Origin of the sequence: Campylobacter pinnipediorum subsp. pinnipediorum, from assembly GCF_002021925.1 — a bacterium.
Taxonomy (GTDB): Bacteria; Campylobacterota; Campylobacteria; order Campylobacterales; family Campylobacteraceae; genus Campylobacter_A; species Campylobacter_A pinnipediorum.
On sequence record NZ_CP012546.1, the window covers coordinates 1,454,786 to 1,469,427 of the forward strand.

Below are 14,642 nucleotides of genomic sequence, written 5' to 3' on the forward strand. Positions count from 1 at the left end.
TAAAATGAAAAAAATTCTTATAATACTACTATCCACATTAGTGTTATTTGGAGCTAAAACAAGCACACAAAAAAAAATAGAAACAAACAAAAGCTCGCTTCACTCATCAGAAATTTTATCGAAACAACTAAACAAAAAGCTTGATGATTTGGCAAAAGATGTGTTAGAGAGTGAAAATAAACTAAAAAATATAGCAAACGATATAACAAAAATAAAAGATCAAATAAGCAAACTGCAAGACAATGAAACAGAAACAAATAAAGAATTAAATACATTAAGCGAGCAAAACAAAGAACTTATAAAAAATCAAAAAGAGATAGAGCAGAATATAATAAGAATAATCGCTCAAGATTTTTCTATGGATTTAATGCTAGAAAATGATGGGCTTGATGAAAGCTATGATGCCATAATGTCATCAACCATTTTATCAAAACTAAACGATGTTTTGAAAAATAATTTAAAAAAAATGTCAAAAAACTATGAAAAAACCTCAAATCTAATAAAAGAAAAATCAGACAAAATAGCAAAAATTCAAAACAGAATAAAAGAGCATAAAGATAAACAAAACGAGCTAATCAGTCTAAGAAATGAACAAAAAAATACAATTAGAAATTTAAAACGTGATAAAGAAATTTATACAAAAAAACTTCAAAAACTTCAAATCCAGCAAGATGAATTAAGACAAACACTTGAAAAATTAGCTATAGTTGAAAAACGAGAAAAAGAAGTAAAAAAAAGCACAAAATCACAAACCCTAAGCTCATCACAAGCAAATGTTTCAAATATAAAACGACTAGGTTCAAGCTATCAAAAAACATCAGTAAAAAAATATACCGGTGCAAAAACAATAGCTCCTCTTGATAGCTTTAGTGTAAAACAAAAATTTGGAAACTATGTAGATCCTGTTTATAATATAAAAATCTTTAATGAATCGGTTGTTCTTAATTCAACCACGGCAAATGCAAAGGTTAAAACAGTGTTAGATGGCAAGGTCGTATTTGCAAAACAGACACAGTTACTTGATAAAGTAATAATCATACAACATAGTAATGGTATTCATACAATATATGCTCATTTAAATCAAATAGCACCAACTATAAAAGTTGGCAAAAATGTAAAAAAAGGATATGTGATAGGAAGAGTTTTAGATGATTTAACATTTGAGGTTACACAAAAAAACTACCACATAGACCCGCTTGAACTTATAAAATCATAACAATATTTAAGAGGCAGCAATGACACTAGAAGAACTTGATTTAAAATATATATGGCACCCATGTTCTCAGATGAAAGATTATGAAGAGTTGCCACCAATCATCATCAAAAAAGCAAAAGGCATATACCTATACGACAAAGATAATAAGCCATATATGGATATAGTTAGTTCTTGGTGGTGCAATCTACTTGGGCATTGCAATGAAACAATAAATAATAATATAAAAACACAATTAGATAAATTAGAACACGTTATATTTGCAAATTTTAGCCACGAAGGAGCCATAGAACTTGCAAAACAATTAAGTGAGATTGTTCCCAAAGGGCTTTGTAAATTTAACTTTTCGGATAATGGAAGCTCCGCTGTTGAAAGTGCTTTAAAAATGAGCTTTCAATACCACTATCAAACAAACAATCCACAAAAAACAAAGTTTATGTGCCTTGATGGTGGCTATCACGGCGAAACCATAGGGGCTTTATCTGTTGGAGCTATGGATTTATACGCTAAAATTTATAAACCAATACTAATAGATAGCATACGCATAAAATCGCCTGATTGTTACAGATGTGAGTTTAATAAAACAAGACAAACTTGCAACACCGAGTGCTTTGAATATGTAAAAAAAGAGTTTAAAAAACATGGTAACAACACAGCCGCAATCATAATAGAACCATTGCTTCAAGGAGCGGCTGGTATGAAGATATATCCAGCTAATTATTTAAAAAAACTTCGTGAAATTTGCGATGAGTATAATGTCTTAATCATAGCAGATGAGATAGCAACTGGATTTGGCAGAACCGGAAAGATGTTTGCTTTTGAACATGCAGAAGTTAGCCCCGATATAATGGTAATTTCAAAAGGGCTTACTGGCGGATATATGCCAATGTCTATAACTATAACCACACAAGGGATTTATGATGCTTTTTATGCGCCTTATAGTGAAGGCAAAGCATTTATGCACTCACATACTTATAGTGGAAACCCTTTGGGATGTGCAGCTGGCCTTGGTGTATTAAAGGTTATGAAAGATGAAAATATACTACAAACAGCTCAAAAAAATGCAAAATACCTAAGTGAAAATATAAACATAGCACTTAAAAACCATAAAAATGTTGGAGAAATTAGAAATATAGGTCTTATAAATGCAATTGAGCTTGTGCTTGATAAAGATAAAAAGATAGATTTTGACCCAAAAGATAGAATTGGCTATCAAATTTACAAAAAAGCCCTTAAAAATGGTCTTTTACTAAGACCATTGGGTAATGTTTTGTATTTTAATCCACCTTTAAATATAACAAAAGATGAGATAGATAAGGCTATATCTCTTTGTGTAAAAAGTATGGATGAGATTTTAAAAAGTTAAACACTCAAATTAATATTTATATCTGTGTCATTTGGCTTTATAATTGCTAAAATTTCAACCTTACCTATTTGTTCTATCATGGTTTTATTATCATTACAAATATCACTTGTTTCATCAAAATTATTTAAAACAATGCCTTTTATTTTTATATCTTGGCTTCTTAAATATTCAATGGTTAAAATAGTTGAGTTTATGCCTCCAAGTCCAGCATCTGCAACTATCAAAATCTCGCAACCTAGCAAACGAACTATATCTATTTGCATAATTTTTTCATTATCCCATCTAAGCGGACACACGATTCCACCACTACCCTCAATAACCAAAAAATCGCTATCATTAGATATTGATTTTATATCTTTTAAAATCTTATCCATTTTTGGTGGATTTTTTTCAAATTTACAAGCAAGATGTGGAGAATATGCTCTTTCATAAGCAAAAGAATACATATTTTTTTCATCAAATTTTATACCAGAAAACTCCTTAACAAAATGCACATCACCAACTATTAAATTTCCATTTTTATCTTTCATATTTCCACTTGCAACAGGTTTAAAATAGCCAACATTTATATTTTTTATACTCATGTTTTTGCATATCAAAGCACTTATATATGTCTTACCAACATCTGTTGAAGTTCCAGTTATAAAAATAGAATTTTTCATAAAATCACCTTCTTTATAAAATAATACAATATTATACTAAATACTACATATTATTATCTTACTTTAAATGTGTTTTAGATAAAATAATAGAATTTTCAAGGAGCGCAATATGGTCAAAAGAAAACGTGTTTTGGTTAAATTCTCAGGTGAAGCACTAGCTGGTAATACTGGTTTTGGAATAGATAATTCGGTAGTAAAATTTATAGCACAAGAGATAAAAGAACTTGTAAACAACGATATTGAAGTAGGAATAGTAATAGGTGGTGGCAACATCATAAGAGGTGTGAGCGCAGCCAAAGATGGTATCATAAAAAGAACAAGTGGCGATCATATGGGTATGCTTTCAACAGTTATAAACTCAATAGCAATGAGAGAGGCTTTAGAACACACTGGTGTTTGTGTAAGAGTTCAAAGCGCCATCAAAATGGAAGCAATATGTGAAACATTTATTATGGGTAGAGCACAAAGACACCTAGAAAAAGGCAGAGTTGTAATTTTTGCAGCAGGAACTGGAAATCCATTTTTTACAACAGATACCGCAGCTACACTAAGAGCTATAGAAATTGATTCTGATATGATAATAAAAGCCACAAAAGTAGATGGAGTATATAACAAAGACCCTGAAAAATTTGAAGATGCAAATCTTCTTAATACTTTAAGTTATAAAGAAGCTATGCAAGATAATATAAAAGTAATGGATGACACATCAATAGCATTGGCACAAGATAATAATTTACCAATTATCGTTTGCAATATGTTCAAAAAAGGAAATTTATTAAGTATAATACAAGGCGATGAAAATGCCGTTTATTCAATAGTAAAATAATTTAAAGGAAGATAATGAGAACAGAACAAATAACAGCAAAAGCACTAAAACAAGTTGGAGATGATAGATACAAGCTAGCACTTGTTGTATCAAAAAGAGCAGAAGCGATCGCAAATGGAGCTGATGTTTTAGTTGAATTAGGAAATGAAAAGTTAAAACCAGCAGACATAGCACTTCTTGAAGTGGCTGAAGGTAAAATAGGACTAGATGCCATTGTTGAAAAAAAATAATATTTTTTTAGAACAACTACTAGATGAGATAGTTGTTTGCAAAAACATACCAGATGCAAAAGAATTACTGTTTTCCTTATGTGAGAAAAATGAAAACATTATAAAAGCAATAGATCTTTGCATACTAGCACACACTGGACAATATAGAAAAAGTGGAGAACCTTATGCTATACATCCAATTTTAGTTGCTTGTATAGTTGCTTATATGGGTGGTGGCGAAAGCATGATAATGGCTGCCATACTTCACGATGTAGTAGAAGATACTGTAAAAACACAAGAAGATATAAAAGTTGAGTTTGGGGAAGAGGTTTGCAAACTAGTTGAGGGTTTAACAAAGATAGTAAACATAAGAGAAGATAAATTAGCAAGCTCGAGTAGCAACGAAAAATTAGCAAATTCGGCGCTAAATTTTAGAAAAATGCTTCTTATATCCATTGAAGATGTTAGAGCATTAGTTGTAAAACTATGTGATAGACTTCATAACATGCTAACACTAGACGCACTAAAACCAGAAAAGCAAAAAAGAATCGCCGAAGAGACAATGATGGTATATGCACCCATAGCACATAGACTCGGGATATCATCTATAAAAAATATACTAGAAGATTTGAGCTTTAAATATATACTTCCAGAAGAATACGAAAAAATAGATAAGTATTTAAATGAACACAAGCAACAACTTACATTAAAACTAAATTCATTTCTTGAAAAAATAGGTCAAATTTTATTAAAAAATGGCTTTATAGATGGAAATTTTGAAATGCAAAAAAGGATAAAGCATTATTACTCCATATATCTTAAAATGCAAAGAAAAGGTTTTAGCATAGAAGAAGTTTTGGACTTATTAGCTGTTAGAATATTAGTAAAAAATCCACTTGATTGCTATTTGGCACTTGGAAATTTACATATAAATTTCAATCCCCTAATATCAAGATTTAAAGACTATATAGCACTTCCAAAACAAAATGGATATCAGACAATTCATACAACAATTTTTGATGATAAAAGCATATTTGAAGTTCAAATAAGAACATTTGATATGCATAAAACTGCTGAGTTTGGAGTAGCCGCGCATTGGAAATACAAAGGCGGAAGTATGCTAAATCCGAAACTAGACTGGCTAAACGACATAGGAATGCAAAATGAAGCTGAAAATAACCCAGAAGAATTATATGAATATGCAAAAGATAGTCTTTATACAGAAGATATAGCGGTGTATTCTCCAAAAGGTGGTATCTTTACACTTCCAAGGGGCGCAACTGTTCTTGATTATGCTTATGAAGTTCACACAGAAATAGGTCTATATGCCAAAGAAGCATTTGTAAATAGAGTAAAAGTTCCGCTTTTAACAGAGCTTAAAAATGGAGATATAGTAAGAATAATAACATCAGATGAGCCAAAATATAGATGTTCTTGGATACAAAGTGTTAAAACCGGAAAAGCAAAGGCAACAATCCGTGCATTATGTAATCAAAAATTAAAAGATTTAAACAACACAATAGCCATTGAAATTTTACAAAGTATTTTTGATGTATCTAGAAAAAAAGTTTTATTGTGGATAGAAAAAGAAAATCTAAGCAAAAAAATCTATAGGATTGCAACAGACTCTATATATCTGCAAGAAGTTGTAAATTTATTCAAAAAACATATTAAAAAAGATAGACCGTTTATATTAACTCTTGGTGATAAATATAGTGTTAAGAAGCAAAAATTTGAAAATATAGTAATTTATTCAAACCACAAAATAACAAATGTAGAGTTTGATTATTGTTGTAATCCAAAAAGGGGCGATGACATAATAGGCTTTAGACAAAATCATAATGCAATAGTTCATCATAAACTTTGCGAACGAGCAAATAAATTTATAAGTGATAAAAATGAGATGATTTTTGTAAAATGGACACGAAATGCACCACATAGATACAAAATTATACTGAGTTTAGAAAACAGAAAAGGTTCTTTGGCTGAGTTTTTGACATATTTAACAAAATTTGGAATCAATCTAGCGACTATAGGTTTAAATGAAAGCTCAGGGGTAACAAGCAATATATTCATATTGAGTGTTGAAATATGTGATGGAATAAGTGTTGATATGGTTAAAAAACGACTAAAAGAAAGATTTAAAATTATTGATTTTATATCTGAAAATGATGCTTATATTTAAAAATTTATTAGGGAGAAAAAGTGATTGATTTAAATAAAATAATGCAAGATATCAAACGAGGTGTCGCTGAGTTTATAGATGAATCTCGTATTTTTGATTTGATAAAAAATTATTATGAAAAGGGTGAAAATTTTTATATAAAAGCCGGATTTGACCCAACAGCGCCTGATTTACACCTAGGACATACTGTAATCTTAAACAAAATGGCTTTATTGCAACAACACGGTGCAATAGTTCAATTTTTAATAGGAGATTTCACTGCTCAGATTGGTGACCCAACAGGAAAATCAGCAACAAGAAAAAAGCTAGATAATGAAACGGTTGCAAAAAATGCAAAAACATACGAAGAACAAGTTTTTAAAATTTTAGACAAAAGTAAAACAGAGGTTATGTTTAACACAAAATGGCTAAATGAACTTGGTGCAGCTGGTATAGTTGAGCTAACAAGTGTGTTTGCTGTTGCTAGAATGCTAGAAAGAGATGATTTTGAAAAAAGATACAAGTCAGGAAACTCAATATCAATAAGTGAGTTTTTATACCCACTTTTACAAGGATATGATAGTGTTGCTATAAAATGCGACATAGAAATGGGAGGAACGGATCAGAAATTTAATCTTTTAATGGGAAGGACTCTTCAAAGAACATACAATATCGGAAAAGAACAAGCCATAATAATGATGCCACTTCTTGAAGGTCTTGATGGTGTAAACAAAATGAGTAAGAGTCTTGGAAACTACATAGGTGTTACAGAAAATGAAAATGATATGTTTGCAAAAGTGCTTAGTATATCAGATGAGCTTATGTGGAGATGGTATGAACTTTTAAGCCAAAAAAGCACAGATGAGATAAACAATCTCAAAAAACAGGTTGAAAACGGAGAGTATCATCCTAAAAAAGCAAAAGAGGACTTGGCTTTTGAAATAACAAAAAGATATCACGGCGAAGAAAAAGCACAAAAAGCACAAAGTGAATTTAATAGCATACATACAAAAAACGAACTTCCTACAGATATGCCAACTTTTGAGATGAATGGACCAGCTTGGATTGTAGAAGCTTTAAGCTTTTGTAAACTATCACCTACAAATTCACAAGCAAGAAGAGACTTGGCAGCAAATGCTGTAAGCATAGATCAAATAAAAACAAAAGATGACCAACTTAAGCTAGAAAACGGGGAATATGTTCTTCAAGTTGGAAAAAGAAAATTTGCAAAACTTAAGGTAATATAAATGGAACTAAAATCAGTAAAAATAGGAAAATACGAAATAAAGCACCCTATCATACAAGGCGGAATGGGTCTTGGTATAAGCTGGGACAGACTTGCTGGAAATGTAAGTCTAAATGGTGGGCTTGGAGTAATTAGCTCAGTTGGAACTGGGTATTATGAAAATAGAGCACACATAAGCAAAGAACTAAATTCAAAGCCACTAGGTAGTGATAATTTTTACTCTACCAAAGGATTAAAAGCAGTTATAGACAATGCAAGAAAGATCTGCGGAGACTTGCCTCTTGGTGTAAACATAATGTGTGCTGCAAATGATTATGCTAGAGTTGCAAAAGATGCATGTGAAGCTGGGATAAACATCATAATATCAGGTGCTGGACTTCCTACAAACCTTCCAGAATTTACTCAAAATTTTAAAGATGTAGCTTTAGTTCCGATAGTTTCATCAGCAAAAGCTTTAAAAATAATATGCAAGAGATGGACACAAAGATACAATAAACTACCAGATGCAGTTGTCTTAGAAGGACCACTTAGCGGAGGACATCAAGGCTTTACATACGAACAATGCCTAGATCCAAATTATCAACTTGAAAACTTAGTAAAGCCAGTTCTTGAAGAGATAAAACAATGGGGTGATTTTCCTTTATTTACCGCTGGTGGTGTATGGGACAATGCAGACATTAAAAAATTTATATCTCTTGGTGCAAGTGGAGTTCAAATGGGAACTAGGTTTATAGGAACATACGAATGTGACGCTAGCGATGGCTTTAAGGAAGTTTTACTAGCTTCTGAGAAAAAAGACATTGAGCTTTTAAAAAGTCCTGTAGGGTATCCTGCAAGAGGCATAAGAACAAATTTAATCGAATTAGTAAGCAAAAATGCAGGTCCAAAAATACAATGTATAAGCAACTGCGTAAGCCCATGTGAAAGAGGCAAAGAAGCAAAAAAAGTTGGATACTGTATAGCCGATAGGCTATTTGATGCATATAGTGGCAAAAAAGAGAGTGGACTATTTTTTACCGGTGCAAACGGATATAGACTAAAAGAGATTATAAGTGTCAAAGAACTTATAAAAAAATTAACAGAAGGTGAAGATGGCTAGATTTTTTTTAGTCATTTTAGCTTTTTTTATTTGTGCATTTGGTGCTAATACAAATGAAATTTTAAGTAATTTTGATAAGAAATTTAATAGCTCAAGCAAACAAGTCAAGCTACAAATTCACAATCAAATAAAAGACTTGTATATACAATCATTAATAAAAAATAATAATGAGCTAAAATACCAAACATTATCAAGGCTTATCAAAAGCTCAAAAGCACTAAAGCTAAATTACAAAGTATACGAAGATGACTTTAAAAAGATAAAAGGCTCACATAAAGAAGTTAAAAAAGTTGTTGCAAAGCAAAAGCAAAAGCCAATAAGCCAAAATAAAAAAGAGAGTTTACCTTATTTGCTTAGTGCAACAAAACAAAAAGATGTTTTGGCACTTAAATTTAATAAAAATATAAACCCGGATACAATAAAAACTTTTTCATTGGTTCAAAAACCATACTATAGAGATGTTTTAGATATCAAAGCTATTTTAAATGGTGGAAGATTGGTTTATAGTAAATTTTTAGTTGATGAGATACTTATAGCACAAAACAATAAAACAACCATAAGAATGGTTTTTAGAGATACAAAACCCAATTCTCTAGAAACAAACATAAAAGACAATATGCTATATGTAGGCATAAAATCAAGCTCATTAAAACAAAGTCAAACTTCAAAACCAAATCAAAAAGTAGCTCCAGCTTCAAAACCAAAAAAACAAAAAATAATAGTAATAGATCCAGGTCACGGTGGAAATGACCCCGGTGCAATAAGTGGAAAATTAAAAGAAAAAAATGCAGTTTTGGAAGTAGGAAAAAAACTAGGCAAAGAGCTAGAAAAAAGGGGATATAAGGTATTTTATACAAGGTCAAAAGATGTTTTTATAAACCTTAGAACAAGAACAAAATTCGCAAATGATAAAGCGGCTGATCTATTTGTATCAATACACGCAAATGCTGCTCCAAATGCAAAAAGAGCAAAGGAAATGAGAGGTATAGAGACATTTTTCTTATCTCCGGCAAGGTCTGAAAGAAGCAAAAATGCAGCAGCTTTGGAAAATAAATCTGACTTGGATGAGATGAATTATTTTTCAAAAGAGACATTTTTAAACTTTTTAAACCGTGAGAAAATAATATCATCAAACAAACTAGGCATAGATATGCAATCTCAAATTTTAAAAAGCATAAAAAGCAAAAAATACAAAGTAGTAGATGGCGGAGTAAGAGAAGCTCCATTTTGGGTGCTAGTTGGTGCTTTAATGCCAGCTGTATTGATAGAAATAGGATATATAACACATCCTGAAGAAGGAAAGTTATTATTTAATAATCACTACCAAAATGCATTAGCAACTGGTATAGCAAACGGTGTAGATGCATACTTTATAAAAAATCAATGAAAAATGCGGATATAAATTTTAAAGAAAATACGGCTTTTAGTATTGATTTTGATGATGTTTATTTTAATACAAATAAACCACAAAATGAAAGCGAATATGTATTTGTAAGTGCAATAGATGAAATATGGGAAAAACAAGATAGCTTCATAGTAGCAGAGGCTGGTTTTGGGGCTGGGCTAAATTTTTTAACACTTTGTAAAAGATTTAAAAACACAGATAAAAAACTACATTTTGTAAGCATAGAAGGCTATCCACTTTCAAAAAAGAGCTTGCAAGATATCTATAATAAGCTCGGTGTTTTTAAAAGACTAAGCAAAGATTTGATATCTACTTATCCTCCAACCATCAAAGGCATTCATAGAATAGAATTTAAAGAAAATATAATACTTGATTTGTGCTTTGGCGATATAAATGAAGTATTAAAAGAGCTTGATTTTAAAGCTGATATATGGTTTTTAGATGGTTTTAGCCCCAAAAAAAATCCAAAAATGTGGGATATGGAAGTTTTTAATGAAATTTCAAAACTCACAAAAGAAAATGGAATAATAAGAAGCTATTCTTGCTCAAAACCGGTTAGAGATGGGCTTAGCAATTTTGGTTTTAATTTGCAATTAAGAGCAGGATACGGCAAAAAAAGACAAATGAGTCATGCAGTATTTAAAACACAACAAGATAAAGAAAAAAAAGATATTTGGTTTGAAAGAAGCGAGACTGATAGTAAAAAAGCAAAAGATGTGCTTATAATAGGTGCTGGTGTTGCTGGATGCGTAAGTGCTTACAAACTAAAAAATAGTGGATTTAATGTAACGATAGCAGAAAAAAGAGATAAAATAGCACAAAACGGCTCAGGAAATCACTGTGGGATATTAATGCCACTTATAACAAAACCTGATGTAAATTTGGGCAAAATGCACAAAAATGCTTTTTTGCAAGCTGTTAGGTTTTATAAAAAATCTATGAGCGAAAAAGAGATAAATTTTAGTGGGTGTGCTGAATATGCATACGATGAAACATTAACTCAAAGATACTTTTTAAATGATGATAGTATATTTGAGTTTTATAAAGATAAAAAGCCATATCCTTATGTATTGATAAAAGACGGAGCTTATGCAAGACCAAGAAAATTGTGCAAAAAAGTCTCAAAAAATATAGATATAAAGCTCAATCTTGAATACAAAAACCACAAACATTTAAAAAATGGAAAAATAAGTGTTAAGTTTAAAAATAACGACACAATAAAAACTGATATTTTGATATTTACCACCGGAAGTGAAAGTGTAGAAATTTTCAAAAACTTGCCAATAAGCTTTGTAAGAGGACAAGTAACACATATAAAACCTATCTTAGTTAATAAAATACCACTAAGTGCAAAAGGATACATAACTCCGGCAGTTGATGATATACAAGTAATCGGAGCAACATATGCAAGAAACGAATTAAATAACAGCCCAACAGATACCGACAATGAAGAAAACATAAACAAGATAAGTGAATTTGTAGATACAAAAAATATCACAATACAAGGTGCTAGGGTAGGATATAGAAGTTATAGTAGCGATAGATTTCCAATAATAGGCAATTTGCACGATGAAAACTTTTACAAAGAAAATTATAAAGATTTGTTTTGGACAAAGCACAAAGGCTCAAAGATAAAACCAAAATATCAAAATAATGTTTTTATAAACATAGCACACGGCTCTCGCGGACTTTGCACGGCTGTTTTAGGAGCTAATATAATTAGTGATCTAATACTAAACAGACCGCTTTGCATAGAAAAGTCATTATTTAACGAACTTCATCCCGCTAGATTTTTGATAAGACAACTTAAAAAAGGAAAGCTACAAAACTAATACAACTCAGATTATACAATTTTACATATCATTAAAATGAACAAACTTATTACGCCCTGTTTTTTTGGCTCCACGCAAAGCTTTATTTTCTTTTACTAAATTTTTAAAACAATAATGACAATATTGATTATCAAATGTGTTTATAATATAAGATATCTCATCATTACCTATATCATTAATCATTTTGACATCTTTTTGCAGTTACGTCTATAGTCAATATATCTATTAAAATTACTCAAACTTAAGATAATTTTATTTCTAAAAAAGACCTTATAAACAAAAGACCAAAAAAATATGAGATAAATGGATATTATGTTATTTTTACTTAATGTCAACAAATATTTTTTATTTTTGTCTATTTTAAATGCTTGAGTCTATAATACCTTTTGACGTAATAGTCAGTTGACACCATAAACAAAAAAGAATGATTATATTTATCTTCTTCTATGGATTCAAAATCTTTTATTATATTAAATATATTTGAGCCTTTTATCTTTGTAAGAATAATGGTATCTAAAAATGGGATTTCAGCCACTATATCTTTTCTGGTCAAAATTGTTCCTGCTTTATATAGTTTATTTCCCCTAATTACACCACTATTCACAACTGCAATATCTGAATTGACATATTCTCTTTTGTCCTTACAAGAGTTCTATCTGTATCAAGCTCTGCCTTTGTTATTCCTATCTCTTTATTTAAAAACATATCAATTTTGTTGTCATAATACAACGAAAGTTTTCTCACATAATCATCTTCTTTATAATCTAATAAAGAGTCTTTTTTGCTTGTAATTTTTATTTTATTATTATCTTTTTTGATATCAACAACAGCTATTTCATCAGGCTTAAAAAGAAAGATATTTTTTCTTTTGTTATATATTTTTTATTAACAATATGCTCATTTTTTGAAAAAGCCAAATCAACAATACCTTTATCAAGCATTTGATTTACCTCATCCAATAATGAGTTTGAAGCCATTAGTAAAACAATATCCATTCCTTGCTATCTTAGTTGTTTGGCATTTTTTAAATTTCAGGTATCACATCATCAACAACTATATCGTTTATACAATATCTAGATTTACTAGTTTTAACTAAAGCCTGCAAAATACCTATTTAAATACTTTCGTTTTGTAATAATTATATTTTTCACAGTTCCATAAATTGTACTATTGTCAATGTTTGATGCATTTGATAAGACGAAGGGGGAAACAGCCTCGTTGGCTATCAATGAAAAATCATCTTTTGAGAAAATAAAATTGCTATCAGCTACACCATAAGCATCTGGCTTGATATAGTTTAAAATATCTATTATATGAGCTTCCTTTATCCATACTAGATGTAATACTAGGGCCTATACTATTACCACCAAATAAAAACACAACATCGTTACTTTTTTTATAAGATTTTAATAGTGTCGCCAAGTTTGCATAAGTTCCACCATCTTTATTACCAATATCTCTCATTGTAGATGTGTATATAATTTTTTAAATCTTTTGAAAATACAAATTGGAAGCTAGATAAAAATAACAATAAAATAAATTTTATACGAAAAATCCTAAAACAAACTGTATTAAAAATCAATATAAATATACCAATAAGTTAATAACATTAGGCTTAAATATTTTATTATTATTTGGTATACAATATTTTATAAAAAATTAAAACCAGATTTTGTTTTGGTATAATTTGCGACTTTATTTCTTCTAAGCAAAATATTTATTTATTACCAGAATGCCAAATAGCTATAGAACCAGGATTTATTGGATCTTCTGGCAAACTATTTTCTAAAAGATTATCATCTAAAATAATAATTCCACTATTTGAGGCTTTCACTAAAACTTGTGCGAAATTTAAATTCCAGTGATTTTTTTCCATAAATTTTTGATGTTTTTGACTAATCTCGCTTAAGTGTTTAACTTGAAAACCAAATGGCTCAAGATGAACACCTACAACTTCATCGGCTGCACTAGCTACGACTTTAAACCAATCATCAGATATCTCTCTAACCTGCTCTATAGAATGACAAGTAAATACTAAAGCTTTTTTGCCAAAATCAAGACCACTTAAATCAGGCTCTAGATGATTAAAATGAAAAAATTTTGTTTTCATATTTGGAGTTGCAGTGGCTAATTCTGTAGCTATCTGGACACCTGAGCTTGTAAACTCGCCACCAAAATATGGCACATCTAAAGGGCCACCTCTATAAAAAATCTCAAATAAATTTCTACCATAGCCACAACCAAGCTCAACTATGCTATCATAAGGGCCTGTCTTATCATAGATATCTATAAGCAAATCAGAAAAATTATAACTAAAATGATAAGGCACTGTTAATAAATTACCATAAGCAGATGTATTTGTTGCTATTGGAATATTTGCAAAATCTAATTTATTATCATCTTTGAATTCCCTTGCATTCCATTGAACACTTTCATCTGCAGTTGTCATAGAAAGCTCGTAAAGTCTTTCCATATTAGAAAGTTTGTGTATAATTTGATATGTATTTAACTTTCCCTTATTTAAAAGAGATCTCATAAAATCAGCCCTAAAAGCCCATGCATTTTCATAAAATTTTTGCCAAAATAGTTCTTGGTGTGCCACTGCCTATCCTTGTATTTA

Annotated in this window: 16 protein-coding genes; 9 read left to right on the top strand and 7 right to left on the bottom strand. The window is 30.3% G+C overall.

The features are described from left to right. Positions 1 to 4 precede the first annotated feature (4 nt). Both CPIN17260_RS07590 and bioA read left to right on the top strand, forming a co-directional pair. Positions 5 to 1,216: a murein hydrolase activator EnvC family protein gene (locus CPIN17260_RS07590; protein ID WP_069637642.1), complete on the top strand. Its 1,212-nt coding sequence runs from the start codon at positions 5 to 7 to the stop codon at positions 1,214 to 1,216. Positions 1,217 to 1,235: 19 nt separating this feature from the next. Continuing rightward, the gene (gene bioA / locus CPIN17260_RS07595; RefSeq protein ID WP_078440830.1) at positions 1,236 to 2,579 is read left to right on the top strand and encodes an adenosylmethionine--8-amino-7-oxononanoate transaminase; all 1,344 of its coding nucleotides are present in this window, start codon (positions 1,236 to 1,238) and stop codon (positions 2,577 to 2,579) included. Here bioA and bioD read toward each other — a convergent pair. Next, on the bottom strand, positions 2,576 to 3,241 hold the full coding sequence (gene bioD, locus CPIN17260_RS07600; RefSeq protein ID WP_078415584.1) for a dethiobiotin synthase: 666 nt from the start codon (positions 3,239 to 3,241) through the stop codon (positions 2,576 to 2,578). The two genes, bioA and bioD, sit on opposite strands and share 4 nt — an antisense overlap. 109 nt (positions 3,242 to 3,350) lie before the next feature. On the opposite strand from bioD, the gene pyrH reads away from it, so the two are divergent. Genes pyrH through mnmC form a run of 7 tightly spaced genes read left to right on the top strand, consistent with a single transcriptional unit; the run spans position 3,351 to position 12,022 of the window. After that, complete coding sequence (gene pyrH / locus CPIN17260_RS07605; protein WP_069633153.1) at positions 3,351 to 4,067, top strand: UMP kinase; 717 nt, start codon at positions 3,351 to 3,353, stop codon at positions 4,065 to 4,067. Between the two features lie 14 nt (positions 4,068 to 4,081). Then, positions 4,082 to 4,297, top strand: coding sequence for a DNA-directed RNA polymerase subunit omega (locus tag CPIN17260_RS07610; protein WP_069633152.1), 216 nt, complete (start codon positions 4,082 to 4,084; stop codon positions 4,295 to 4,297). Beyond that, on the top strand, positions 4,275 to 6,461 hold the full coding sequence (locus tag CPIN17260_RS07615) for a RelA/SpoT family protein (RefSeq protein WP_193431667.1): 2,187 nt from the start codon (positions 4,275 to 4,277) through the stop codon (positions 6,459 to 6,461). The genes CPIN17260_RS07610 and CPIN17260_RS07615 overlap by 23 nt, the downstream gene beginning before the upstream one ends. Positions 6,462 to 6,484: 23 nt before the next feature. After that, positions 6,485 to 7,687: a tyrosine--tRNA ligase gene (gene tyrS / locus CPIN17260_RS07620; protein WP_226997046.1), complete on the top strand. Its 1,203-nt coding sequence runs from the start codon at positions 6,485 to 6,487 to the stop codon at positions 7,685 to 7,687. Continuing rightward, positions 7,688 to 8,785, top strand: coding sequence for a nitronate monooxygenase (locus CPIN17260_RS07625; RefSeq protein ID WP_069633151.1), 1,098 nt, complete (start codon positions 7,688 to 7,690; stop codon positions 8,783 to 8,785). It begins immediately after the preceding gene. After that, positions 8,778 to 10,172: an N-acetylmuramoyl-L-alanine amidase family protein gene (locus CPIN17260_RS07630; RefSeq protein WP_078397770.1), complete on the top strand. Its 1,395-nt coding sequence runs from the start codon at positions 8,778 to 8,780 to the stop codon at positions 10,170 to 10,172. Before CPIN17260_RS07625 ends, CPIN17260_RS07630 begins: the two co-directional genes overlap by 8 nt. Continuing rightward, positions 10,169 to 12,022 (top strand): bifunctional tRNA (5-methylaminomethyl-2-thiouridine)(34)-methyltransferase MnmC2/FAD-dependent 5-carboxymethylaminomethyl-2-thiouridine(34) oxidoreductase MnmC1, encoded by a 1,854-nt coding sequence (gene mnmC / locus CPIN17260_RS07635; protein ID WP_078397771.1) that lies wholly within the window; start codon positions 10,169 to 10,171, stop codon positions 12,020 to 12,022. Before CPIN17260_RS07630 ends, mnmC begins: the two co-directional genes overlap by 4 nt. 21 nt (positions 12,023 to 12,043) lie before the next feature. Here the strand turns inward: mnmC and CPIN17260_RS09220 are convergent, their stop codons facing one another. From CPIN17260_RS09220 to CPIN17260_RS07650, 6 genes are all read right to left on the bottom strand, one after another. Continuing rightward, positions 12,044 to 12,205, bottom strand: coding sequence for a hypothetical protein (locus CPIN17260_RS09220; RefSeq protein WP_153300803.1), 162 nt, complete (start codon positions 12,203 to 12,205; stop codon positions 12,044 to 12,046). Positions 12,206 to 12,377: 172 nt separating this feature from the next. After that, positions 12,378 to 12,626 carry a 5'-nucleotidase C-terminal domain-containing protein gene (locus CPIN17260_RS07640; RefSeq protein ID WP_069636988.1) on the bottom strand — a complete coding sequence of 83 codons (249 nt, stop codon included), beginning with the start codon at positions 12,624 to 12,626 and terminating at the stop codon, positions 12,378 to 12,380. Beyond that, complete coding sequence (locus CPIN17260_RS09225) at positions 12,623 to 12,766, bottom strand: hypothetical protein (protein ID WP_157887346.1); 144 nt, start codon at positions 12,764 to 12,766, stop codon at positions 12,623 to 12,625. The genes CPIN17260_RS07640 and CPIN17260_RS09225 overlap by 4 nt, the downstream gene beginning before the upstream one ends. Before the next feature lie 86 nt (positions 12,767 to 12,852). Beyond that, on the bottom strand, positions 12,853 to 13,017 hold the full coding sequence (locus CPIN17260_RS09230) for a hypothetical protein (RefSeq protein WP_157887347.1): 165 nt from the start codon (positions 13,015 to 13,017) through the stop codon (positions 12,853 to 12,855). A gap of 268 nt (positions 13,018 to 13,285) precedes the next feature. After that, entirely contained in the window at positions 13,286 to 13,486 is a 201-nt protein-coding gene (locus CPIN17260_RS07645) for a hypothetical protein (RefSeq protein WP_078415586.1), read from the bottom strand. 253 nt (positions 13,487 to 13,739) lie between these two features. Continuing rightward, on the bottom strand, positions 13,740 to 14,624 hold the full coding sequence (locus CPIN17260_RS07650) for a hypothetical protein (RefSeq protein WP_078388014.1): 885 nt from the start codon (positions 14,622 to 14,624) through the stop codon (positions 13,740 to 13,742). Positions 14,625 to 14,642: the final 18 nt, after the last annotated feature.